19 protein-coding genes are annotated in these 24,285 nt (G+C 71.8%); 14 read left to right on the forward strand and 5 right to left on the reverse strand.

All coding sequences use genetic code 11. From position 1 onward, the window contains the following. Window positions 1–16: 16 nt before the first annotated feature. A complete protein-coding gene (locus AC067A_RS22160; RefSeq protein ID WP_479244207.1) occupies window positions 17–1,183 on the reverse strand; it encodes a trypsin-like serine peptidase in 1,167 nt (388 codons plus the stop codon). A gap of 128 nt (window positions 1,184–1,311) precedes the next feature. Beyond that, window positions 1,312–2,487, reverse strand: a complete 1,176-nt coding sequence (locus AC067A_RS22165) for a trypsin-like serine peptidase (protein ID WP_479244208.1) — start codon at window positions 2,485–2,487, stop codon at window positions 1,312–1,314. A gap of 328 nt (window positions 2,488–2,815) precedes the next feature. On the opposite strand from AC067A_RS22165, the gene AC067A_RS22170 reads away from it, so the two are divergent. From AC067A_RS22170 to AC067A_RS22190, 5 genes are all read left to right on the forward strand, one after another. Then, window positions 2,816–4,258: a diaminobutyrate--2-oxoglutarate transaminase family protein gene (locus tag AC067A_RS22170; RefSeq protein ID WP_479244209.1), complete on the forward strand. Its 1,443-nt coding sequence runs from the start codon at window positions 2,816–2,818 to the stop codon at window positions 4,256–4,258. A 37-nt stretch (window positions 4,259–4,295) separates the two neighbouring features. Beyond that, a complete protein-coding gene (locus tag AC067A_RS22175) occupies window positions 4,296–6,329 on the forward strand; it encodes an IucA/IucC family protein (RefSeq protein WP_479244210.1) in 2,034 nt (677 codons plus the stop codon). A 95-nt stretch (window positions 6,330–6,424) separates the two neighbouring features. Beyond that, window positions 6,425–7,081: a GNAT family N-acetyltransferase gene (locus AC067A_RS22180; RefSeq protein ID WP_479244211.1), complete on the forward strand. Its 657-nt coding sequence runs from the start codon at window positions 6,425–6,427 to the stop codon at window positions 7,079–7,081. Between the two features lie 61 nt (window positions 7,082–7,142). Beyond that, complete coding sequence (locus AC067A_RS22185; protein WP_479244212.1) at window positions 7,143–8,987, forward strand: IucA/IucC family protein; 1,845 nt, start codon at window positions 7,143–7,145, stop codon at window positions 8,985–8,987. Window positions 8,988–9,046: 59 nt separating this feature from the next. Then, window positions 9,047–11,020, forward strand: coding sequence for an ATP-dependent DNA helicase (locus AC067A_RS22190; protein WP_479244213.1), 1,974 nt, complete (start codon window positions 9,047–9,049; stop codon window positions 11,018–11,020). A gap of 99 nt (window positions 11,021–11,119) precedes the next feature. On the opposite strand, the gene lexA is transcribed toward AC067A_RS22190, so the two are convergent. Further along, window positions 11,120–11,908 carry a transcriptional repressor LexA gene (lexA, locus tag AC067A_RS22195; protein ID WP_479244214.1) on the reverse strand — a complete coding sequence of 263 codons (789 nt, stop codon included), beginning with the start codon at window positions 11,906–11,908 and terminating at the stop codon, window positions 11,120–11,122. A gap of 432 nt (window positions 11,909–12,340) precedes the next feature. On the opposite strand from lexA, the gene nrdR reads away from it, so the two are divergent. Together nrdR and AC067A_RS22205 are read left to right on the forward strand one after the other, a co-directional pair. After that, the gene (gene nrdR, locus AC067A_RS22200; RefSeq protein WP_479244215.1) at window positions 12,341–12,850 is read left to right on the forward strand and encodes a transcriptional regulator NrdR; all 510 of its coding nucleotides are present in this window, start codon (window positions 12,341–12,343) and stop codon (window positions 12,848–12,850) included. Window positions 12,851–13,029: 179 nt separating this feature from the next. Continuing rightward, entirely contained in the window at window positions 13,030–15,921 is a 2,892-nt protein-coding gene (locus AC067A_RS22205) for a vitamin B12-dependent ribonucleotide reductase (RefSeq protein ID WP_479244216.1), read from the forward strand. A 291-nt stretch (window positions 15,922–16,212) separates the two neighbouring features. Here AC067A_RS22205 and AC067A_RS22210 read toward each other — a convergent pair whose 3' ends face one another. Next, entirely contained in the window at window positions 16,213–16,740 is a 528-nt protein-coding gene (locus AC067A_RS22210; RefSeq protein WP_479244217.1) for a TerD family protein, read from the reverse strand. 142 nt (window positions 16,741–16,882) lie between these two features. On the opposite strand from AC067A_RS22210, the gene AC067A_RS22215 reads away from it, so the two are divergent. The 4 genes from AC067A_RS22215 (at window position 16,883) to AC067A_RS22230 (ending at window position 20,068) form a co-directional block, all read left to right on the forward strand. Continuing rightward, window positions 16,883–17,713, forward strand: a complete 831-nt coding sequence (locus tag AC067A_RS22215) for an arylamine N-acetyltransferase family protein (RefSeq protein WP_479244218.1) — start codon at window positions 16,883–16,885, stop codon at window positions 17,711–17,713. Window positions 17,714–17,755: 42 nt separating this feature from the next. Beyond that, complete coding sequence (locus tag AC067A_RS22220) at window positions 17,756–18,361, forward strand: YdbC family protein (RefSeq protein WP_479244219.1); 606 nt, start codon at window positions 17,756–17,758, stop codon at window positions 18,359–18,361. A gap of 123 nt (window positions 18,362–18,484) precedes the next feature. Then, window positions 18,485–19,144 carry a histidine phosphatase family protein gene (locus tag AC067A_RS22225; protein WP_479244220.1) on the forward strand — a complete coding sequence of 220 codons (660 nt, stop codon included), beginning with the start codon at window positions 18,485–18,487 and terminating at the stop codon, window positions 19,142–19,144. A gap of 12 nt (window positions 19,145–19,156) precedes the next feature. Further along, window positions 19,157–20,068 carry an ADP-ribosylglycohydrolase family protein gene (locus AC067A_RS22230; protein ID WP_479244221.1) on the forward strand — a complete coding sequence of 304 codons (912 nt, stop codon included), beginning with the start codon at window positions 19,157–19,159 and terminating at the stop codon, window positions 20,066–20,068. 130 nt (window positions 20,069–20,198) lie between these two features. On the opposite strand, the gene AC067A_RS22235 is transcribed toward AC067A_RS22230, so the two are convergent. Then, complete coding sequence (locus tag AC067A_RS22235; protein WP_479244222.1) at window positions 20,199–21,752, reverse strand: MFS transporter; 1,554 nt, start codon at window positions 21,750–21,752, stop codon at window positions 20,199–20,201. A gap of 132 nt (window positions 21,753–21,884) precedes the next feature. Here AC067A_RS22235 and AC067A_RS22240 point away from each other — a divergent pair, with 132 nt between their 5' ends. From AC067A_RS22240 to AC067A_RS22250, 3 genes are all read left to right on the forward strand, one after another. Further along, window positions 21,885–22,511 (forward strand): TetR/AcrR family transcriptional regulator, encoded by a 627-nt coding sequence (locus AC067A_RS22240; RefSeq protein WP_479244223.1) that lies wholly within the window; start codon window positions 21,885–21,887, stop codon window positions 22,509–22,511. A 118-nt stretch (window positions 22,512–22,629) separates the two neighbouring features. Then, window positions 22,630–23,340 carry a ribonuclease HII gene (locus AC067A_RS22245; protein ID WP_479244224.1) on the forward strand — a complete coding sequence of 237 codons (711 nt, stop codon included), beginning with the start codon at window positions 22,630–22,632 and terminating at the stop codon, window positions 23,338–23,340. Window positions 23,341–23,469: 129 nt separating this feature from the next. Continuing rightward, the gene (locus AC067A_RS22250; RefSeq protein ID WP_479244312.1) at window positions 23,470–24,045 is read left to right on the forward strand and encodes a hypothetical protein; all 576 of its coding nucleotides are present in this window, start codon (window positions 23,470–23,472) and stop codon (window positions 24,043–24,045) included. Window positions 24,046–24,285: the final 240 nt, after the last annotated feature.

Consider the following 24,285-nt stretch of genomic DNA (forward strand, 5'->3'; position numbering starts at 1 on the left):
GGTGCCGTGGTTCGGGTCAGCGGGCGAACTTCTTGCTGACCATCTCGTGGGCGGCCTTGGCGCCCTTGCCGAGCAGCGGGCCCGCGAGCCAGCCGTTGCCGCCGGCCGGGCCGATCGAGGTGTTCGACACGAGCGCCGTCGTGCCGTTCGGCAGCACGCGGAACCAGCCGCCGCCCGAGGAGCCACCGGTCATCGAGCAGCCGATGCGGTACATCGTCGGCGTGGCCGGAGCGGTGAGGTACCGCGTCGCGCGGTCCAGGCACTTGTGCATGATCATGCCGTTGTACGGGGGAGCGGCCGGGTATCCCCAGGCGCCGACCGTGCCGGACTGCGCGGGCGTGGGCGCCGAGAAGTCGACGGGCAGGGCGACGCCGACCGTCTCCTCCAGGGACTTGCGGCCCCGCTCCGGCTGCACGTGCAGCACGGCGTAGTCGTACGGCCAGGCCTGGTTCGTGCCGCCGCGCTGGAGCCACTCACCCGAGGTCACGGCCCAGTCGGCCCAGTACTGGCCGTAGGGGTACACCTCGTGCGGCTGCGCGTTGCCGAGCGCCGCGGGGGACTTGCCCAGGTCGTTGAAGGCCGGGACGAAGGTGATGTTGCGGTACCAGCCGCCCTTCTTGCCCGCGTGGACGCAGTGGCCGGCCGTCCAGACCAGGTTCGACTTCCCGGGCCGGCGCGGGTCCTTCACGATGGTGCCGGAGCAGACCATGTGGCCCTGCGGCGAGTCGAAGAAGATCTTCCCGACCGGCGCCGCGTTGCGGTGGTACGGCGTCTTCTCGCGCTGCGCCCTGACGGGCCGCGGGGTCGGGTCGCTGCCGCCGGTGCCGGCCTGCGCGGTGATCGTCGGGTCCGGGCTCTTCGCCGACTGCATGCGCGCCGGGTCCCAGAGGCCCTCGATCACCGGGTTGACGAAGTCCTCGGCCTCACGGAGCCAGGTCTCCTGGTCCCAGTTCTTCCACTCGCCGTCCTTCCACTTGTCCAGGTCGACGCCGTGCTTCTTGAGCTTGTCGGCGAGGTCCTTGGTCAGGCCGGCGCCGGCGTCGTCCCCGGCCGGTGCCGGACCGCTCGCCTCGACCGCCGGCTTGTCGGCCGCGGGAGTCTCGGTGGGGCCGCAGGCCGTGGCGGTCAGCGCGAGCGCGACGGCCAGGCCGAGGGCGGCGGGTAGGGCTCGTACAGGACGCATGAATCGATTCCCCGTTGGTCTTGCCATGTCAGTGTTGCCATGGACGTGTCATGAGCGGTGCACAGTATGCCGGTCGGGCCGGACACAGCAGGAGGCGGGACCCGAGGGGCCCCGCCTCCATGAGCCGCCTAGCGGTCGGCGTACTTCTTGCTGACCTCGTCGAAGATGGCCTTGGCCTCGGCGCCGAGGCGCGGCCCCGCGAGCCAGCCGGCCGACGACGGGCCGATCGAGGTGTTCGACACCAGCGCCGGCTTGCCGTCAGCGCCCTGGGCGACCCAGCCGCCGCCGGACGAACCGCCGGTCATCGTGCAGCCGATCCGGTACATCGTCGGCTGCTCGGCCTTCAGGGACAGCCGGCCCGGCTTGTCCTGGCACTGGAACATCTTCTGGCCGTCGAACGGCGGCGCCGCCGGGTAACCGGTCGCCGTCAGGCTGGTGATCTTCGGCACCGCCGGCGCGTTGAAGTCGACCGGAAGGGCCGAACCCACCGTCTCCTCCAGGGACTTGCCCGAGGAGCCCTTCTCCGGGGTCACCTGGATGACCGCGAAGTCGTACGGAGCGCCCGCGCCGCCGGTGGACGCGCCCTGGGAGATCCACTGGTCGGAGGTCTTGACCCAGTCCGCCCACCACACGCCGTACGGGGCGATCTGCTCACGCGTCGCCTTCTCCAGCTCCGGCGTCGGCAGCGCGGCGTCGTTGTACGAGGGGACGAAGGCGATGTTGCGGTACCAGCCGCCCTGCTTCCCCTTGTGCACGCAGTGGCCGGCCGTCCACACCATGTTGGACTTGCCCGGGTGCGCCGGGTCCTTCACGACCGTGGCCGAGCAGACCATCGAGCCCTCGGGACCGTCGAAGAAGACCTTCCCCGACTCGGGGGCGTTGGCGTGGTACTCGGCGTCCACCGCCTTCGCCCGGACCGGGTCCGGCGTCGGGTCGGTGACACCCTTGTCACCCGAGATGTCCTCCTCCTCGACCGGCTTGTCGGGGCGCTCGGCCTCCCGCATCCGGTCCGGGTCCCAGAGGTCCTCGATGATCGGGTTGACGAAGTCCTTGGCCTCACGAAGCCACTTGTCGCGGTCCCAGTTCTTCCACTCGCCGCCGCGCCACTTGTCGAGGTCGATCCCGTGCTCCTTCAGACGCTCCTTCAGGTCCTCCGGAATCTTGATCTTGTCGGCCGGGTTCAGGCTCGCGGGCGCGCTGGGCTTGTCTCCCGCGTTCTCCTCGCTCGGCCCGCAGGCCGTGGCGGTGAGCGTCAGCGCCGCGACGGCGGAAGCCGCCATCAGCAGCGGGCGAATCGATCGCATCTCGTGATCCCCCTGGGACTACGTCAACTTGTCCTACATGTGCGTGGTGAAGGGCGGCCGTGCCCTCCCGGGCGCGACCGACGGCCCCCACTATGCCGGTGCCGGAGGGGACGGTACGCGCCCCGTGATCGGTTCCGTGCAGCGTTCGGCCGTTGCCGTGCCGTGATCCGGGACACGCCAAGAACTTGCCCCCGGCCCGTGATCCCCGGCAGTTCCCGTCGTTGGTACGTACGGGGGACACAACGGTGGCGATCGGGACGGCCCTTGCGGGCGGCCCGACCCGGCTCCGATGTGCAACGCAACTGTTACCGCGGGAGGACACCGAGCCGTGGCCGTGACCGAATCAGCTCCGGCCGTACCACCGGCCGCCCGGGCGCACACCCCGACGGACCAAGGGGGCGGGTACGAAGGCATCCTGGGCCGTCAGTCCCAGCGCGAGTCAGCCGCGCGCACCTACGCCCGCTCGCTGCCGATCGTCCCGGTGCGGGCCAGGGGACTGACCATCGAAGGCGCCGACGGCCGCCGTTACCTGGACTGCCTCTCCGGCGCCGGGACGCTCGCCCTCGGCCACAACCACCCCGTGGTGCTCGAAGCCGTCAAGAAGGTCCTCGACTCGGGCGCACCGCTCCACGTCCTCGACCTCGCCACCCCGGTGAAGGACGCCTTCACCTCGGAGCTGTTCGCGACCCTGCCGGGCGAACTCGCCGCCGACGCCCGCATCCAGTTCTGCGGACCGGCCGGCACCGACGCCGTCGAGGCGGCCCTCAAACTCGTCCGCACCGCCACCGGCCGACGCGGCCTCCTCGCCTTCACCGGCGCCTACCACGGCATGACCGCCGGCGCCCTCGCCGCGTCCGGCGGCGCCGACGACGTCCGGGTGACCCGGCTGCCCTACCCGCAGCGCTACCGCTGCCCCTTCGGCGTCGGCGGCGAACGCGGCGCGGAACTCTCCGCGACCTGGACCGAGAACCTCCTCGACGACCCCAAGAGCGGTGTCCCCGCCCCCGCCGGAATGATCGTCGAGGCCGTCCAGGGCGAAGGCGGCGTGATCCCCGCCCCCGACGACTGGATGCGCCGGATGCGCGCGATCACCGCCGACCGCTCCATCCCCCTCGTCGTCGACGAGGTCCAGACCGGCGTCGGCCGCACCGGCGCCTTCTGGGCCGTCGAGCACAGCGGTGTCGTGCCCGACGTCATGGTCCTCTCGAAGGCCATCGGCGGCTCCCTCCCGCTCGCCGTCATCGTCTACAGGTCCGAGCTCGACACCTGGGAACCGGGCGCCCACGCGGGCACCTTCCGCGGCAACCAGCTCGCCATGGCGGCCGGCACCGCCACCCTCGCGTACGTCCGCGAGAACCAGCTCGCCGAGCGGGCCGGCATCCTCGGCGCCCGCATCCTCGGCCGACTCCAGGACCTCGCCGCCGCCCACCCCTGCGTCGGCGACGTCCGTGGCCGGGGACTGATGATCGGTGTCGAGGTCGTCGACCCCGACGCGGCCGGGCCCGACGACTCCGTCCCCCCCGCCGCACCCGCCCTGGCCCGCGCCGTCCAGCAGGAGTGCCTCGCCCGCGGCCTCATCGTCGAACTCGGCGGCCGCCACTCCGCGGTGGTCCGGCTGCTGCCCCCGCTCACCCTCACCGACGAGCAGGCCACCGCCGTCCTCGACCGCTTCGCCGACGCCCTGGCCGCCGCCGAACGGGCCCACACCCCCCACCCGCCCGCCTCCCGCCGGGCCCCGGCCCCCCGGACCGCCCCCAGGCCGGCCCACTGACCCGGACCGCCCCCGGCCCCACCCTTAGGAAGCCCCCGTGAACGCCACGCCCACCTCCCCGGCTCCCGAGACCGAGGCGCCCCTCGACATCGAGGCACTCACCTCCGCAGCCCCCACCCCCGCCTCCGCGCCCCCCGCCTCCGCGCCCCCCGCCTCCGCGGCCGCCGCCGTCACAGCCCCCGCCTCCGCGGCCGCCGCCACCGCGGCTCCCTTCCCGACCACCGCCGCCGCCATCACCCCTGCCGCCGCCACCACCCCCGCCGAGGACGTCGGCCCCGCCGAGGAGCCCACGGTCCCGCGCCAGCACTCGGGGCCGTACGACTCCAGGACCCACCGCCCGGCGGCCGTGGCGGATCCGCTCGACGACCCCGACCCGCGGCGGGCCGCCGACACGGCCGCCGTCGAGAACCTCCTCCGCTGCTGGGTCCGGGAGAAGAACCTCCCCGCACCCGCCTCCACGACCCTGCGCATCCCCCTCGACGCCAGTGGCACCGCCCTCCTCGTCCCCGTCCGCTACTGGTCGCCCACCGGCTGGCACCGCTTCGGCGCCCCCACCCTCGAAGGCCTCCCGGCCACCGCGCCGACCGCCGACGCCGTCACCGTGGCCGCCCTCCTGAGCAGGGAGACCGGCCGCCCCGAGGGCGCCGAACTCGTCGGCCGCGTCGCCGACTCCGCCCGCCGCACCGCCGACTTCCTCATCGCGCGCCGCCACCGGCCGCAGCCGCACCCGGACGCCGACCTCTTCCTCGCGGCCGAGCAGTCCCTGCTGCTCGGTCACCCGCTGCACCCCACCCCCAAGAGCCGCGAAGGCCTCTCCGAGGCCGAGGGCCTGCTCTACTCGCCCGAGCTGCAGGGCGCCTTCCCGCTCCACTGGATGGCCGTCGACTCCTCCCTCCTGGCCTCCGACTCCGCCTGGACCGAACAGGGCCGTCCCGTCACCGCGGAGCAGCTCGCCGCCGCCCTCGCCGAAGGGCTCGACTTCCCCGCCGGCACCGCGCCCCTGCCCCTCCACCCCTGGCAGGCCCGCGAACTCCTGCACCGCGCCGACGTCCGCGCCCTCCTCGACGCCGGCCTCCTCCACGACCTCGGCCTCCACGGCAGCCCCTGGCACCCCACCTCCTCCGTCCGTACCGTGCACCGCCCCGGCGCCCGGGCCATGCTCAAGCTCTCCCTCGGACTGCGGATCACCAACTCCCGCCGCGAGAACCTCCGCAAGGAGCTCCACCGCGGCGTCGAGGTCCACCGGCTGCTCCGCACCGGCCTCGTCGACGAGTGGCAGGCGGTCCACCCGGGCTTCGACATCGTCCGCGACCCCGCCTGGCTCGCCGTGGACGCCCCGGACGGGACCCCCGTCCCCGGACTCGACGTCATGGTCCGCCACAACCCCTTCGGCCCCGGCGACGACGCCGTCTGCATCGCCTCGCTCACCACCCCCCGCCCCTGGTCCGGGAGCACCGCCATGCGCTCCCGGCTCGCCGACCTCGTCGTCCGGCTCTCCGCCCGCACCGGACGCCCCGTCACGGCCGTCGCCGCCGAGTGGTTCCTCCGTTACCTCGACCAGGTCGTCCGCCCCATCCTCTGGCTCGACGGACACGCCGGCATCGCCCTGGAAGCCCACCAGCAGAACACCCTGGTCCTGCTCGACCCGGACGGCTGGCCGGTCGGCGGCCGCTACCGGGACAACCAGGGCTACTACTTCCGGGAGTCCCGCCGGGGCGAGCTGGAAAGCCGCCTCCCCGGCATCGGCGCCCACAGCGACACCTTTGTCTCCGACCCCGTCACCGACGAACGCTTCGCCTACTACCTCGGCATCAACAACGTCCTCGGTCTCATCGGCGCCTTCGGCTCCCAGCGCCTCGCCGACGAGCGGGTCCTCCTCGCCGCCTTCCGCAGCTTCCTCGCCTCCGCCACCGGCCTGGGCTCACCCCTGCCGCACCGGCTCCTGGAAGCCGCCACCCTGCGCAGCAAGGCCAACCTCCTCACCCGCCTGCACGGCCTGGACGAACTCGTCGGCCCGGTCGACACCCAGTCCGTCTACGTCACCGTCAGCAACCCCCTCCGCACCCCCTGAACACACGCACCACCCGCACGCACCACCCGGCGACCACCCGACGCCCCACCGGGCCGCCCACGCCCGGATCACACCGCCGAGAGGAGAGCGACACCGTGTCCCCCACCCGCCCACCGGTCGACCCGCCCGGGGACGACACCCTCGACCTGAGGGTCGACGACCTCGTCGCCCTTCTCGACGGCGACCTCCTGGACTCCGTCGCCGACTGGGGCCCGACCACGACACCGGTCGGCTCCTTCCAGCTCGTCCCCGTGCGACTCGAACGGGACCTGCCCCTCCTGACGCGGTGGATGAACGACCCCGCCGTCGCCGCCTTCTGGGAGCTGGCCGGCCCCGAGGCCGTGACGGCAGAACACCTCCGGGCCCAACTGGAGGGGGACGGCCGGAGCGTCCCGTGCCTCGGCGTCCTCGACGGCACCCCCATGAGCTACTTCGAGCTCTACCGCGCCGATCTCGACCCCCTCGCCCGGCACTACCCGGCGCGGCCCCACGACACGGGTGTCCATCTGCTGATCGGAGGCGTCACCGACCGCGGCCGTGGCGTCGGCACGACGCTCCTGCGCGCCGTCGCCGATCTCGTCCTCGACCACCGTCCCCGCTGCGCCCGTGTCGTCGCCGAACCCGACATCCGCAACACCCCCTCCGTCTCCGCGTTCCTCAGTGGCGGCTTCCGCTACGCGGCGGAAGTCGACCTCCCCGACAAGCGAGCGGCGCTCATGATCCGTGACCGCGCGCTCCGTCACGTTCTGTGAACAACCCTCTGTCTTTCATACACCGCTCGGCCCACAGCGGTTCCCACCCCGAGGAGTCCCCGTGTCGACGTCCCCTGCACCCCACGACTCCGCGCGGCCCACGCCGCCCGCCCCGTCCCCCGCGGACGCGGCGGACCCCGTCCCCAGGCTGCTCGCACCCCCCGAGCTGACCGCCGCCGCCTGGACGCGGGCCTCCTCCCGACTGCTCGCCAAGGCCCTGGCGGAATTCGCCTACGAAGAGATCCTGGAACCCGTGCCCCAGGAGGACGACGCCCCCGACGGCCACGCCCTCGTGCTCGACGACGGCACCACGCTCACCTTCCGGGCCCGAAGGGGCGCCTACGGCAGCTGGCGGGTCGCCGCCGACTCGATCACCCACGACGGCCGGCCCATGACCGACCCCCTCGACTTCCTCGTCCGCGCCCGCCGGCTCCTGCGGCTCGACGGCGCCACCCTCGGCCACCTCATCCGCGAGCTCTCCGCCACCCTCGCCGCCGACACCCGCCTCGACCACACAGCCCTCCCCGCCGCCCGGCTCGCCGACCTCCCGTACGCCGAACTCGAAGGCCACCAGACGGGCCACCCCTGGATCGTCCTCAACAAGGGGCGCGTCGGGTTCTCCGCCGGCGACGCCGCACGGTGGGCCCCCGAGGCCCGGCGCGCCGCCCGGCTGCCGTGGATCGCCGTCAGCAACCGCCTCGCCGCCTACCGCGGCGTGCCCGGCCTCGACACCCCCGACCGCCTCTACGCCCAGGAGCTCGACCCCGAGGTCCACGCCGCCTTCCGCGCCGAGCTCACGGCCCGCGGGCACGAGCCCGACGGCTACCTCCTGCTGCCCGTCCACCCCTGGCAGTGGGACGAGGTCCTGCTCCCGCTCTACGCCCCGGCCGTCGCCGCCGGGACCGTCGTACCGCTCTCGGCCGACACGGACCTCCGGCTGCCGCAGCAGTCCGTGCGGACCTTCCTCAACGCCTCCCGGCCCGACCGGCACACGGTCAAGCTCCCGCTGTCCGTGCTCAACACCCTCGTCTGGCGCGGACTGCCCACGGAGCGCACCCTCGCCGCGCCCGCCGTGACCGCCTGGGTCCAGGGCCTGCGCGAGGTGGACCCGTTCCTGCGGGACGAGTGCGGGGTGATCCTCCTCGGCGAGGTCGCCTCCGTCACCGTCGAGCACCCCCTCTACGACCGGCTGCCCGAAGTCCCGTACCAGTACAAGGAACTGCTCGGCGCGATCTGGCGCGAGCCGCTGCGGCTGCCCCCGGGGGAGCGGGCCCGCACCCTCGCCTCCCTGCTCCACACGGACCCGGACGGGCGGGCGTTCGTCGCCGAACTCGTCGCCCGCTCCGGCCTCGACCCCGCGGTCTGGCTCCGGCACCTCTTCGGCGCCCTCCTCCCGCCGCTGCTGCACTTCCTGTACCGCTACGGCACGGTCTTCTCCCCGCACGGAGAGAACGCGATCGTCGTCTACGACGGCGACGACGTCCCCGTACGCCTGGCGATCAAGGACTTCGTCGACGACGTGAACATCAGCGCCCAGTCCCTCCCCGAGCACGGGACGATGCCGGACGACGTCCGTGCCGTCCTCCTCACCGAGGAGCCGGACTTCCTCGTCCAGTTCATCCATTCGGGGCTCTTCGTCGGCGTCTTCCGCTACCTGGCGCCGCTGTGCGAGGAACAACTCGGCGTGTCCGAGACGGACTTCTGGGCACTCGTCCGCGCGGAGATCCTCCGCCACCAGGCGCGCTTCCCCGAGCTGAAGGAACGGTTCGAGCTCTTCGACCTCCTCACGCCGCGCATCGAGCGGCTCTGCCTCAACCGCAACCGTCTGCACCTGGACGGCTACCGCGACCGGCCCGAGCGCCCCCACGCCGCCGTCCACGGCACCGTCCCCAACCCGCTCGCGTGACGCGCACGCGTGGGCGACGTGATCGAGCTGTCAGTGGTGCCCCGTAGGCTGGAAGGGCTATGACGAAGCCATCCCTCCCCGACCTCCTCCACGCCGCCGTCTCCGCCGTCGGCGGCACGGAGCGCCCCGGCCAGGTCACCATGGCCACGGCCGTCGCCGAGGCCATCGACGACAACTCCCACCTCCTCGTCCAGGCCGGTACCGGTACCGGCAAGTCGCTCGGCTACCTCGTGCCGGCGCTGGCCCAGGGGGAGCGCGTGGTGGTGGCCACGGCCACCCTGGCGCTGCAGCGCCAGCTCGTCGAGCGCGACCTTCCGCGTACGGTCGACGCGCTGCACCCGCAGCTGCGCCGTCGCCCGCAGTTCGCCATGCTCAAGGGCCGGTCGAACTACCTCTGTCTGCACCGGCTCCACGAAGGGGTCCCGCAGGACGAGGAGGACGGCCTGTTCGACCCCTTCGAGGCGGCGGCGCCCAGCAGCAAGCTGGGCCAGGACCTGCTGCGGCTGCGGGACTGGTCGGACGAGACGGAGACCGGCGACCGGGACGACCTGACGCCCGGTGTCTCCGACAAGGCGTGGGCGCAGGTCTCGGTGTCCTCCCGGGAGTGCCTCGGCGCGAGCAAGTGCGCGTACGGCGCGGAGTGCTTCGCCGAGGCCGCCCGTGAGCGCGCCAAGCTCGCCGATGTCGTCGTCACCAACCACGCCCTGCTCGCCATCGACGCGATCGAGGGCGCCCCGGTGCTCCCGCAGCACGAGGTGCTCATCGTCGACGAGGCCCACGAGCTGGTCTCCCGGGTCACCGGGGTGGCCACGGGCGAGCTCACCCCGGGCCAGGTCAACCGGGCCGTACGCCGTTCGGCGAAGCTCGTCGACGAGAAGGTCGCGGACCAGCTGCAGACCGCGGCCGAGGGCTTCGAGCGGGTCATGGAGCTGGCTCTGCCGGGTCGCCTGGAGGAGATCCCGGAGGACCTGGCGTATGCCCTGATGGCGTTGCGCGACGCGGCCCGTGCCGTGATCACGGCGCTCGGCTCGACCCGGGACCGGTCCGTGCAGGACGAGGACGCCGTGCGCAAGCAGGCGATGGCCTCGGTGGAGACCGTCCACGGCGTGGCGGAGCGGATCACGCAGGGCTCGGAGTACGACGTCGTCTGGTACGAGCGTCACGACCGCTTCGGCGCGTCGCTGCGGGTCGCCCCGCTCACCGTCTCGGGTCTGCTCAGGGAGAAGCTCTTCACCGAGCGGTCGGTGGTCCTGGCCTCGGCCACGCTCAAGCTCGGCGGCGACTTCAACGGCGTCGGCGCCTCGCTCGGTCTCGCCCCCGAGGGCACCACGGGCGACGACCTGCCCGTCTGGAAGGGCATCGACGTCGGCTCCCCGTTCGACTACCCGAAGCAGGGCATCCTGTACGTCGCCAAGCACCTCTCCCGCCCCGCGCGGGACGGGGAGCGCGGCGACATGCTCGACGAGCTCACCGAACTGATGCAGGCGGCCGGCGGCCGGACCCTGGGCCTGTTCTCGTCCATGCGAGCGGCGCAGCAGGCCGCGGAGGAGCTGCGGACCCGGAACCCGGAGCTGCCGATCCTGCTCCAGGGCGAGGACACCCTGGGCGAGCTGATCAAGAACTTCGCCGCCGACCCGAAGACCTGTCTCTTCGGCACGCTGTCGCTCTGGCAGGGCGTGGACGTCCCGGGGCCCAGCTGTCAGCTGGTCGTCATGGACAAGATCCCGTTCCCGCGCCCGGACGATCCGCTGATGAGTGCCCGCCAGAAGGCGGTCGAGGAGGCCGGGGGGAACGGCTTCATGGCCGTGGCGGCCACGCATGCCGCCCTGCTGATGGCGCAGGGCGCGGGCCGGCTGGTGCGCGCCACGGGGGACCGGGGTGTCGTGGCGGTCCTCGACCCGCGCCTGGCCACGGCCCGGTACGGCAGCTATCTGAAGGCCTCGCTGCCCGACTTCTGGTACACGACGGACCGCAACCAGGTGCGGAAGTCCCTGGCTGCGATCGACGCGGCCTCGAAGACGGCGGGCGGCTGAGGCTCCCCCCCCCACGGGGGTCGGGGTCCTTCCGGACACGGCAGGGCCCCGGGACCGGCGCAGTTGGTCCCGGGGCCCGGTCAGAGCCGGCGGGGAGCGTCACACCCGCCGCAGCACCGCCACGACCTTGCCGAGGATGGTGGCCTCGTCGCCGGGGATGGGCTGGTACGCCGCGTTGTGCGGGAGCAGCCAGACGTGGCCGTCCTCGCGCTTGAAGCGCTTCACGGTGGCCTCGCCGTCGAGCATGGCGGCGACGATGTCGCCGTTCTCCGCGACGGGCTGGCGGCGGACGGTGACCCAGTCGCCGTCGCAGATCGCGGCCTCGATCATCGAGTCGCCGACGACCTTCAGCACGAAGAGCTCGCCGTCGCCGACCAGCTGCCGGGGGAGCGGGAAGACGTCCTCGACGGACTCCTCGGCCAGGATGGGGCCACCGGCGGCGATCCGGCCGACCAGCGGGACGTACGACGCGGCGGGCTTGCCCGTGGTGTCCGTCGGCTGGGTGTTCGGCTGGTCCGATCCGCGCACCTCGTACGCCCGCGGGCGGTGCGGGTCGCGCCGGAGGAAGCCCTTGCGCTCCAGCGCCATGAGCTGATGGGCCACCGAGGACGTGCTGGAGAGGCCCACCGCCTGCCCGATCTCACGCATCGACGGCGGGTAGCCGCGCCGCTGGACGGAGTCACGGATGACCTCGATGACCCGGCGCTGCCGGTCGGTGAGGCCGGAGCTGTCGGCCCTGATGCCTGGAGGTCGGCCGGGGAGGGCGCGGGCGGGTCGCCCGGGATCCTCGCCGTTCATGCTTGTGTCATTCATGGCGTGCACCGGCTCGAGTCGGCCCTGGGAGCGGTCCTGGGCGGTGATGGTGGCACTGTCTGCGGTGGTGGTCACGTCGTCGGCCCCTCTCGAATGGTCTCCCTCGCTGGCACAACGGTAGTAGCTTTCGAAAGGTTGCGCCAAACACACGTTCGAGTGAAAAATCGCAGATTGCCTTACGCCTCTGTGCATGGGGGTGTATGAGCACTTTCACGCCGCCGTCGCGATGAGGCGACGGGCAGCCCCGCAGCCGCTTCGCGGGCGTTCGTCGCGCCTCTCAGTGTCGCATCCGGGGGGCCGGAAACCCGGCAGCGGGGGCGTCGCGACACGCGCAGGGCGTGGAATCGCCCCCAACCCCAGATCTAGTGGTTGTATGTCACCGGCCACCCAGGGGTTGTGGTCCTCGGTCCGCCGAGGGGGCACGCATCGCCTATGCTGGTGGTCGCTTCGCAGGGCCTTGACGGGTCGGCGAGCCCACCAGTCGTGCCGTGAGGAAGGGTCGGAACCTTGCATTGCCCCTTCTGCAGGCACCCCGACAGCCGTGTCGTCGACAGTCGCACCACCGACGACGGGACGTCGATCCGTCGCCGTCGCCAGTGCCCCGACTGCTCCCGTCGTTTCACGACGGTGGAGACGTGCTCGCTCATGGTGGTGAAGCGCTCCGGCGTCACCGAGCCCTTCAGCCGCACCAAGGTCATCTCCGGCGTCCGCAAGGCGTGCCAGGGGCGACCGGTCACCGAGGACGCCCTCGCCAAGCTCGGTCAGCGGGTCGAGGAGGCGGTGCGCGCCACCGGGAGCGCCGAACTGACCACCCACGACGTGGGTCTGGCCATTCTCGGCCCCTTGCAGGAGCTCGACCTCGTCGCGTACCTGCGCTTCGCGTCCGTGTACAAGGCCTTCAACAGCCTCGAAGACTTCGAGGCCGCCATCGCGGAGCTCCGCGTGCGGCCTCCCGCTGAGAACAGCGGGACCGGTGTGACCCCCGAGGTCCCCGTTCCCGCCACCGCCGCCGACTGATCGGCGGTCCGGGCCGACACGGCCCGGCGACCGGCCGCGGTGCGGCCCGGCAGACGTGCCCCGAGCGACCCGCGCGGTCCTCGTGGCAGCAGTACAGAACGACGTAACGACGTACAGAAGACGGTGCCCTGGGACTATCTGGGTGCCAAAGTGTGTTTTGCCCGTATATGGGAGGCGGCATGACAGAGACGGCGAGCGGCCCGGCACGTGGTTCCCGCACCAAGGGAACCAAGTCGGCGAGCAAGGGCCTGCGTATCGAGCGCATCCACACCACCCCCGGCGTGCATCCGTACGACGAGGTGGCCTGGGAGCGCCGAGACGTCGTCATGACCAACTGGCGCGACGGCTCGATCAACTTCGAGCAGCGTGGCGTCGAGTTCCCCGACTTCTGGTCGGTGAACGCGGTCAACATCGTCACCAGCAAGTACTTCCGCGGGGCCGTCGGTTCCCCGCAGCGCGAGACCGGTCTCAAGCAGCTCATCGACCGCATCGTGAAGACGTACACGAAGGCCGGCGAGGAGTACGGCTACTTCGCCTCGCCCGCCGACGCCGAGATCTTCGAGCACGAGCTGGCCTACGCCCTCCTGCACCAGATCTTCAGCTTCAACTCGCCGGTCTGGTTCAACGTCGGCACCCCGCAGCCCCAGCAGGTCTCCGCCTGCTTCATCCTGTCGGTCGACGACTCCATGGAGTCCATCCTCGACTGGTACAAGGAAGAGGGCATGATCTTCAAGGGCGGCTCCGGAGCCGGCCTGAACCTCTCCCGCATCCGCTCCTCCAAGGAGCTGCTCTCCTCCGGCGGCAACGCCTCCGGCCCGGTCTCCTTCATGCGCGGCGCCGACGCCTCCGCGGGAACGATCAAGTCGGGCGGCGCCACCCGCCGCGCGGCCAAGATGGTCATCCTCGACGTCGACCACCCCGACATCGAGGACTTCATCCAGACCAAGGTCAAGGAGGAGGAGAAGATCCGCGCGCTGCGCGACGCGGGCTTCGACATGGACCTGGGCGGCGACGACATCACGTCCGTCCAGTACCAGAACGCCAACAACTCCGTCCGCGTGAACGACAGGTTCATGAAGGCCGTCGAGTCGGGCGGGAAGTTCGGCCTCACCTCGCGCATGACCGGCGAGGTCATCGAGGAGGTCGACGCCAAGTCGCTCTTCCGCAAGATGGCCGAGGCCGCGTGGGCCTGTGCCGACCCGGGCATCCAGTACGACGACACGATCAACCACTGGCACACCTGCCCCGAGTCCGGCCGCATCAACGGCTCGAACCCGTGCAGCGAGTACATGCACCTGGACAACACGTCCTGCAACCTCGCCTCGCTGAACCTCATGAAGTTCCTCAAGGACGACGGCAAGGGCAACCAGTCCTTCGACGTCGAGCGCTTCGCCAAGGTCGTCGAGCTCGTCATCACCGCGATGGACGTCTCCATCTGCTTCGCCGACTTCCCCACCCAGAAGATCGGCGAGAACACCCGCGCCTACCGCCAGCTCGGCATCGGCTACGCCAACCTCGGCGCCCTGCTGATGGCGACCGGCCACGCGTACGACTCCGACGGCGGCCGCGCCCTCGCCGGTGCCATCACCTCCCTGATGACCGGCACCTCGTACAAGCGCTCCGCCGAGCTCGCCGCGGTCGTCGGCGCCTACGACGGCTACGCCCGCAACGCCGCGCCGCACCAGCGCGTCATGCAGCAGCACGCCGACGAGAACACCAAGGCCGTCCGCATGGACGACCTGGACTCGCCGATCTGGGCCGCCGCCACGGAGGCCTGGCAGGACGTGATCCGCCTCGGCGCCAAGAACGGCTTCCGCAACGCCCAGGCCTCGGTCATCGCCCCCACCGGCACCATCGGCCTCGCGATGTCCTGCGACACCACCGGCCTCGAGCCCGACCTCGCCCTGGTCAAGTTCAAGAAGCTCGTCGGCGGCGGCTCGATGCAGATCGTCAACGGCACCGTCCCGCAGGCCCTGCGCCGCCTGGGTTACCAGGAGGAGCAGATCGAGGCGATCGTCGCCCACATCGCCGAGCACGGCAACGTGATCGACGCCCCCGGCCTCAAGACCGAGCACTACGAGGTCTTCGACTGCGCCATGGGCGAGCGCTCCATCTCCGCGATGGGCCACGTCCGCATGATGGCCGCCATCCAGCCCTGGATCTCCGGCGCCCTCTCCAAGACCGTGAACCTGCCGGAGACGGCCACGGTCGAGGACGTCGAGGAGGTCTACTTCGAGGCGTGGAAGATGGGCGTCAAGGCGCTCGCCATCTACCGCGACAACTGCAAGGTCGGCCAGCCGCTCTCCGCCAAGAAGAAGGAGAACGAGAAGGCCGAGGTCACCGCGAAGTCCGAGGCGACGATCCGCGCGGCCGTCGAGAAGGTCGTCGAGTACCGTCCGGTCCGCAAGCGCCTGCCCAAGGGCCGCCCGGGGATCACCACCTCCTTCACCGTCGGCGGCGCCGAGGGCTACATGACCGCCAACTCCTACCCGGACGACGGTCTCGGCGAGGTCTTCCTGAAGATGTCCAAGCAGGGTTCGACCCTCGCCGGCATGATGGACGCCTTCTCCATCGCCGTCTCCGTCGGTCTGCAGTACGGCGTCCCGCTGGAGACGTACGTCTCGAAGTTCACCAACATGCGCTTCGAGCCGGCCGGCATGACGGACGACCCGGACGTGCGGATGGCGCAGTCGATCGTCGACTACATCTTCCGCCGCCTGGCGCTCGACTTCCTGCCCTTCGAGACCCGCTCCGCCCTCGGCATCCACTCGGCCGAGGAGCGTCAGCGCCACCTCGACACCGGCTCGTACGAGCAGGCCGAGGAGGAGGTCGACGTCGAGGCGCTCGCCCAGTCCGCCCCCCGCGCCCAGGAGCTGAAGGCCGTCACGGTCCCGGCCCCCCTGACCGAGGTACCGGCCCCCAAGCAGGCCCACACCTCCGCGGAGCTCGTCGAGATGCAGCTCGGCATCAGCGCCGACGCCCCGCTCTGCTTCTCCTGCGGCACCAAGATGCAGCGCGCCGGCTCCTGCTACATCTGCGAGGGCTGCGGCTCCACCAGTGGCTGCAGCTGACGCCGGGCGGCAGCGCCGGACGCGTGCGTCCGGCGTAGCGCGTAGGGTTCGCTGACCAGCGGTCCACGAAGGGGATCGGCCGAGTGCCGGTCCCCTTCGTCGTACCCGGAAGCGCCTTTCAGGGCCGGCGAGGACGCGTCGACGTCCGTACGCACGAATGGGGGCGGGGGCGGATCTTCGTGGGTTCATGAGGCCGACGCGTGGGGCGGGGTCGGATCGTGACGCCGGGCGGGGCCGGCGGAGGCGTCAACCGTCGGTCTACGCCTCCTTCCGTGCCCGCGGGGAGAAGGGTCAGGCCCGTGCGGTGCCCAGCAGCGTGCCGAAGGTCTGCGGGTCGGCGTCGAAGCCGTGGCTGACCGGACGGTACGACCAGCCGGCCCCGGCGCGGGTGAACTCCACGACCGTCGCCGACAATGCGTCCGGCACGTCCGCGAAGTCGTGCGTCAGGAGGTCGTCGTACCCCTCGCGGACCCGTATGCCCGTGTTGGCTATCCCACCGAACGCCAGCCGTCCGCCGTTCTGCTGTATCGCCACGCCCACCACCACGCGCGCGTACTCCGGGGCCAGCCGGTCCAGCTCCAGGGTCATGGCCTCGTCGTAGCCGAAGCCCTGTCCCGTACGGCTGTCGCGGTGGAGCGTGATCGTGCCGTCGGGGGAGCGGCTGCCGAAGTGCACCAGGTAGACCGGTACCCCGTGCGGATCCGCCGCAGAGAAGACGCCCGCGACGATGTCCAGGTCATGCGCCGGCGCGCCGGCCGGCGCGGGGTCCCACCTCAGCGTCACCTCGACCCGGCACACCCCTTTGTTGAGTCCGCTCATCGTGCTTCCCCTCTTCCTGTGCGCCCCCGCGCACACCTCGCCGCGTACCGTCCAGTCACCGAAAAGCCCATGGTCGTGTGCTGATTGCTCATGGTGTCATGGGGCTACGACAGTGGACCCGGCGCTTGAGGGGGAGAGCGGTTTGTGGAGCGGTGACGAGCTGGATCTCGACGCATATCTGGCTCGAATCGGATACGACGTCGCCCGGGACGGCGAACTCGCCGTCGATCTGCGGACCCTGACGGCACTTCACCGGGCACACGTCCGGGCGATCCCGTTCGAAAACCTGGACGTCGCCCTCGGGAGGGCGGTTCCGCTCGACCTGAAGGCCCTCCAGGGCAAGCTCGTCGAGCGGCGCCGAGGAGGCTACTGCTACGAGCAGAACTCCCTGTTCGCCGCGGTGCTCGAACGCATCGGGTTCCCGGTGGCCGGCCGCGGCGCCCGCAACCGCTCGCGCGGCGCGGCCCTGCCGCCCGTCACCCACGCCCTCCTCGTCGTCACCGTGGACGGCGGGCCGTGGCTCGCCGACGTGGGGTTCGGCTGGCAGGGGCCGCTGGAACCGGTGCCCCTGCGGGACGGGGCGCGCGTCGAGCAGGGCGGCTGGACCTTCGGGATCGGCGTCGAGGACGAGGGCGTCCACGTACTGCGCTCCCTGCGGGGGCAGGGCTGGACGGACCTGTACGCCTTCGCTCCGCAGTCCCTCTGTCCGGGTGACTTCACCGTCATGAACCACTACAGCTCCAGCCACCCCCAGTCGCGCTTCCTCGGCCAGGTCGTGGCCCAGCAACCCGGCGCCGACGTGCGCAGGGCGCTGGTGCGCGACACGCTGTCGACCGTCCGGGCGGACGGCACCGCCGAGGAACGAGTGGTCGCCGCCGCCGAACTGGCCGCCCTGCTGGAGAACGATTTCGGGATCGAACTGGACGACGAGGAGCGCGCGGGACTGGAGCGTCTGCACCCGACGGGGGTCTGAGAGGGTCTGCCGGGGCGCAGCCCCGCCCCGTACGATGGCGCGGTGCTGGTCAAGTGGATTCGCTGCACCGTGACGGACCGTCGAGGGTTCGAGCGGGGACAGCGGAAATGGGCGGGGCTGCTCGGTGAGCCGGGATTCCGGGGACAGGGCGGCGGGTGGAGCCGGGCTCGACCGGACGTCGCCCACATCTTCGCGTTCTGGGAGAGCCGGGCGTTCTATGACTCCTTCATGGCGCGGTCGCACGATCGTCTGGCTGCCTCGCAGGTGGGCACCTTCAAGGACGTCCAGGTCAAGCTGTTCGACCACCGCTTCGACGTGAAGACGGGGTTCGAGCCGCGGTTCGCGGACGCCGACGTGGCCCGGGTGGCGCACTGCCGTGTCCACGAGGACCGCGCCGAGCACTTCGCGCTCATGCAGGAGAAGGTGTGGAACCCGGCGATGGCCGGGTCCCCCGGCATGCTGCGGGGCCTCTTCGGAGAGGCGCCCGGCAGCGAGTTCCTGGTGCTCTCGATATGGCATTCCGCCGCCGAGCACGGCAAGTACCGGGTGGAGCGCATCGAGCGGCTCGGTCTGCGCGCCCGCACGGCGGCCGACGTGGCGGCGCTCTCCGGTGACGTCGTGCAGCTCGAATCGGCGTGGACGGTGTGAACGGGCGGTGCGCGCGTCGCCACGCCGTGACCGGGGCCCGCGCGGGCGGACTCGTACACCGTACGGAGGCCGGATGCGGGCCCGGTCGAGCCGGTCGGGAAGCCGCGATCTAGGGTCGGGGGTATGGCACGACCGCGGCGCATCGTTCTCGTACGGCACGGAGAGTCCGAGGGCAATGTCGATGACACGGTGTACGAACGCGAGCCCGACCACGCCCTGAGGCTCACCGAGACCGGCCGCCGGCAGGCGGAGGCGACGGGGATACGGCTCCGGGAGACCTTCGGCGACGAACCGGTCAGTGTCTACGTCTCGCCGTACCGCCGCACCCATGAGACCCTCCGCGCCTTCCGGCTGCCTCCCGGGCAGGTCCGGGTGCGGGAGGAACCCCGGCTGCGGGAACAGGACTGGGGCAACTGGCAGGAGCGGGAGGACGTGCGCCTGCAGAAGGCGTACCGGGACGCGTACGGACACTTCTTCTACCGCTTCGCCCAGGGCGAGTCGGGGGCGGACGTCTACGACCGGGTCGGCGCGTTCCTGGAGAGCCTCTACCGCAGCTTCGAAGCGCCCGACCACCCGCCGAACGTCCTGATCGTCACCCATGGACTGACCATGCGGCTCTTCTGCATGCGCTGGTTCCACTGGACGGTCGCCGAATTCGAGTCGCTGTCGAACCCCGACAACGCCGAGACCCGCGTCCTGCTGCTCGGCAAGGACGGGCGGTACCGCTTGGACAGGCCGTTCGAACGCTGGCGTACCCCGGAGCCGTACGGTTACACCGGATAGAGTGGCCAGGCGATGACCGCTGACTCCTCACTCGACCGGCGCTTCGACCGCGCCCTGGCCAGCCTGCGCGGGCTGTCCGTGGGAGACGCCCTGGGCTCCCAGTTCTTCGTACCCGCCCACTACCCCCTGCTGAAGCGGCGTGAGCTGCCCGCCGGCCCTTGGCAGTGGACCGACGACACCGAGATGGCCTGCTCCGTCCTGGCCGTGCTCGTGCGGCACGACCGGATCGACCAGGACGCACTCGCCCTGTCCTTCGCCCGACACCACGACTTCGACCGCGGCTACGGCCCGGCGGTCAACCGGATGCTCCGGCTCATCCGGGAGGGGGGCGACTGGCGGGAGCTGGCCGCCGCGCTCTTCAACGGCCAGGGCTCCTGGGGGAACGGTGCCGCCATGCGGATCGCCCCGCTCGGAGCCTGGTACGCGGACGACCCGGAGCAGGCGACGCACCAGGCCGAGATCTCCGCGTACACGACGCATCAGCACCGGGAGGCCGTGGTCGGCGCCATGGCCGTGGCCGCGGCGGCCGCCCTGGCGGCCGACCCCGCCGGACCGCCCACACCCGAGGCGCTCCTCGACGGGGTCATCGCCCTGGTGCCGCGCAGCGCGGTGGGGGCGGGCCTGCGCAGGGCCCGCGACATGCTCGACTACGGCGACGCCGGCACGGTCGCCGCCGTGCTCGGCAGTGGCCGGCGGACGAGCGCCCACGACACGGTGCCGTTCGCCCTCTGGTCGGCGGCCCGGAGCCTCGGCGATTTCGAGCGGGTGTTCTGGACGACCGCGCAGGTCGGCGGCGACGTCGACACGACCTGCGCCATCGCCGGGGGCGTGGTGGCCGGCACGGCGGCGGGAGCGCCGCCGGCCGACTGGATGCGGCAGACCGAGGCGCTGCCCGACTGGGTCACGGACACGGCGACCGCCTGAGCCAGGGACCTGCCCTCCGCGGCCGTACGGGCCCGCCGGGCGCGGCATGACGCAGGAAGGTCCCTCGCGCCCCGTCCGGGGTGCGAGGGACCTCGCCGTTCCACGATGGGGCCTCTCGCGTGCCCCGGGCTCAGGCCACCGGGCCCGCCGCCTCCGCGCGGCCGCTCAGCGCCTCCAGGTCGCTCTTGCGGACCCGGATCATCAGCACGGCCGTGACCAGCGCGATCAGCGCCATCACCGCGGCGGCCATGAAGGCCGAGGCGATGCCAGAGGTCAGCACCTCGTGTGCCCAGGGAGCAGGGAGCTGTCTGGTCTTGGCGAACTCGGCCTTCTGCTCCGGGGTCGCGGCCGCGAAGAAGGCCTGGCCCTGCCGGGCGCCCTCCTCGCGGCTCGCCGTGCCGAAGACCGTGACCAGGATGGACAGGCCGAGCGAACCGCCGACCTGCTGGGTGGCGTTGAGCAGCCCCGACGCGGCGCCCGCCTCGTGCTGGGCGACCCCGGAGACGGCCGTGAGGGTGAGCGTCACGAAGTTGAGGCCCATGCCGAAGCCGAAGAGGAGCATCGGGCCCAGGACGCCGTCGGCGTAGCTGCTGTCCGACGTGATGAACATCTGCCAGAAGAGGCCGGCGGCGGTGATCGCCGAACCCGCCACCATGAACGGCTTGGGGCCGAGGGTCGGCAGGAACCGCTGGGCGAGACCCGCCCCGACGGCGATCGCGACGGTCACGGGAAGGAACGCGAGGCCGGATTGGATCGGGCTGTAGCCCAGGACGTCCTGGACCCACAGCACGATGAAGAAGAACATGCCGAACATGGCGGCCGCCAGGCTGAGCATGATGACGTACGTGCCCGAGCGGTTGCGGTCCGCGAACATCCGGAGCGGGGTGATCGGTTCCTTGGCGCGCTGTTCCACGAGGACGAAGGCCACCAGGAGGACCACTGCCGTCACGAAGGAGCCGATCGTCAGCGCGTCCCTCCAGCCCTCCTCGGAGGCCCGGATGAACCCGTACACCAGCGCCGCCATGCCGAGCGTCGAGGTGGCGGCGCCCACGATGTCGAAGCGGCCCGGGTGGCGCTCGGACTCGGCGATGTAGCGCGGGGTGAGGAAGGCGATCAGCAGACCGATCGGCACGTTGACGAAGAGGACCCAGCGCCAGTCGAGCCACTCGGTCAGCATGCCGCCGGCGAGCAGGCCGATGGCGCCGCCGCCCGCCGAGACCGCGGCGAAGACGCCGAACGCCCGGTTGCGTTCCGGCCCTTCGGGGAACGTCGTGGTGATCAGCGCGAGCGAGGTCGGCGAGGCGATGGCGCCGCCCACCCCCTGCAGGGCCCGCGCGACGAGCAGCTGCCAGGGCTCCTGGGCGAAGCCGCCGAGCAGCGAGGCGAAGGTGAAGAGCAGGATGCCGGCCAGGAACACCCGGCGGCGCCCCAGGATGTCGCCGGCCCGGCCGCCGAGCAGCAGGAGGCCGCCGAAGGTGAGCGTGTAGGCGCTGAGCACCCACGACAGGTCGGTCGTCGAGAAGGAGAGCGCGTCCTGGATGTGCGGCAGGGCGATGTTCACGATGGTGGCGTCGAGGACGACCATCAACTGACAGGCGGCGATGACGGCGAGGGCGATGCCCGGCCGGCCCGCGGCGCGAGCGGGTCCGTCCTTGGTCTGGGTGTCCAGCGAAGAAGTTGTCACTATGGATCCCCCACGGAAGAATTAGTGAACGCACCCGTTCACTGTTCACCACGGTAGTGAGTCCCCCTCAGTGAACGCAACCGTTCACTGGGCACTGCCGACGACCCGCATCGCCACAACGGAGAGATCCTGATGGTTACTTCGCGCTCCGCGGCCGCCGCCCGGCCGGAAGGGGTGTCGCCGCGACGCCGCGGTCCCGTACTCGAACGGGCCATTCTGGAGGCCACGCTCGACCAGCTCGGAAGCGTCGGCTGGAGCGGTCTGACGATGGAGGGCGTCGCGGTCGGCGCGCAGACGGGCAAGGCCGCGGTGTACCGGCGCTGGCCGTCGAAGGAGGACCTCGTCGCCGACGCCCTCCAGGCCGGACTGCCGACGCTCGACGAGGCCCCCGAGCACGGCAGCGTGCGCGAGGACCTGTACGAGCTCTGCCTCCGGGTCCGGGACGTCATGTACTCCAAGCCCGGCTTCGCCCTGCGGGCGGTGCTTCACGAATGCGACGCGGACTCCGCCGAACGGTTCCATGGGCTCATCGTCACCGGGGTGGTCGAGCCGTCCACCCGCCTCTTCAAGGAGGTCCTTCAGCGCGGAATCACGCGAGGCGAGGTGCGCGCCGACGCGATGGACGACCTCGTTCTGGACGTGATCCCCGCCATGATGATGTACCGCTCCAAGGTGTGCGGAAGCGAATGGTCGAACGACGAGATCGCCGCCGTGATCGACCGCGTCATGATGCCGCTGGTGCGCGCGCGACGAGGCTGAGGCCGGCCCGCGGAGGCCTTCCCGACCGCCCTCGCGGCCGGGCGGGAAGGCCTCCGCGGGCTCCTGGGGGAATCCGGGTATCGCGCGCGGCACCCGGCGGCGTAACCTGGCTTGCGCCATGCCGTACGAACCTCCCACTCACACTGTCGAGCGATCGCTCCGCGCCACCAGCGGCGCCAAGGTCGTCGCCGGAGTCGACGAAGTCGGGCGCGGGGCGTGGGCCGGCCCCGTCACGGTGTGCGCGGCCGTCACCGGTCTGCGCCGGCCCCCCGAAGGCCTCACCGACTCCAAACTGCTCACCCCCAAGCGCCGCACCGTGCTCGCCGCCGAGCTGGAGCAGTGGGTCACGGCGTACGCGCTCGGCGACGCCTCCCCGGAGGAGATCGACGCACTCGGAATGACCGCGGCCCTGCGCCTCGCGGCGATCCGGGCGCTCGAAGGCCTTCCCGTACGCCCCGACGCGGTCATCCTCGACGGCAAGCACGACTACCTCGGCAGCCCCTGGCAGGTCCGCACGGTGATCAAGGGCGACCAGTCCTGCATCGCCGTCGCCGCCGCCTCCGTCATCGCGAAGGTCCGCCGTGACGCCCTCATGGCGGAGCTGGAGGCCGACGCCGAGCCCTACGCGGCCTACGGCTTCGGTGCCAACGCGGGCTACCCTTCCCCGGTCCACAAAGCGGCGCTCGAAGAGCTGGGACCCACCCCGTACCACCGGCTCTCCTGGTCGTACCTGGACGCGTTGCCCCGGTGGCGCCACCTCAAAAAGGTCCGCCTCTCCGCCGAGGCGGCCGCGCTGGAAAGCGGGGGCCAACTCGGCTTCGACTTCTGATCTTCCGGTCGCGGGGACCCGCCGCAGGGTGGCCCCTCACGCGCCCGGGGTGCACATGCGTGCCCACCCGCCGGTGCTCCGCGCAGCGGTGTTCGACCTCCATCCACCCTCCCTCCTGAGGAGCCTCAGATTCACGAGAGTGCCCAGGGTCCCCGCGCCACCGCGTCGACCCCCCGTCCCGTACCCGGTCCGCGTTCCGCGGCCACTCCGCGTCCCGGACGCCCCGGCCCCGGTCCGACCGGGCCCGCCGCGCCGGCGCCGCGCCCCGGACCGACTCAGGCCAACCGGTCGGAGAATCGTTCCGACCAGCGATCCACGCCACAGCTCCAGCTGATCCCGGCCCCCCTGGACGGCGCGCTCGACGCCGCTGAGGAGGCGCTCGACCTGCTCCTGGAGAGCGGACGGGCACCCGGCGACGTCCTGGTGCTGACCACCGGCGACCAGCACCCCTGGGCGGCGCACGAGCTGTCCTTCGGCGAGGCCGCCTACTGGGCCCAGCAGGACACCGGCGACGACGTGTTCTTCGCGGACGCCTCCGCCGTGGACCGGGCCAAGGCCCGACCCGTGGTGATCGTCGCCCTCAACGGCGGCGACGACGAGACGATTGCCCGCGCGCTGCCGTCGGCGATGGCCCGCGCGGGCGCGCTGCTCGTCGTCTGCGGTGACTCCCAGCGCGTCACGTCGCTTCTCGGCGCCGGCGTCTGAACGACCGTCTCTTCGCCGGGCCGGGTCGGGTCGGGTCGGATCAGGCTGGATCAGATCGGACCGGGCTGAATCGGGCCGGGGCGGACCGGCTTCGGCTCGGTTCCGCACCGGCTTCGGCCCGGCGAAGGTTGTCGGTGTCGGTGTCGGTGTCGGTGTCGGTGTCGGTGTCGTGCCGTCCCGTGCCGTCCCGTGGCGTGTCCTACGCGGAGCGGCGTGTGGTGCAGGTGGCGCGTGTCGTGC

Source organism: Streptomyces sp. NPDC043176 (genome assembly GCF_056436715.1).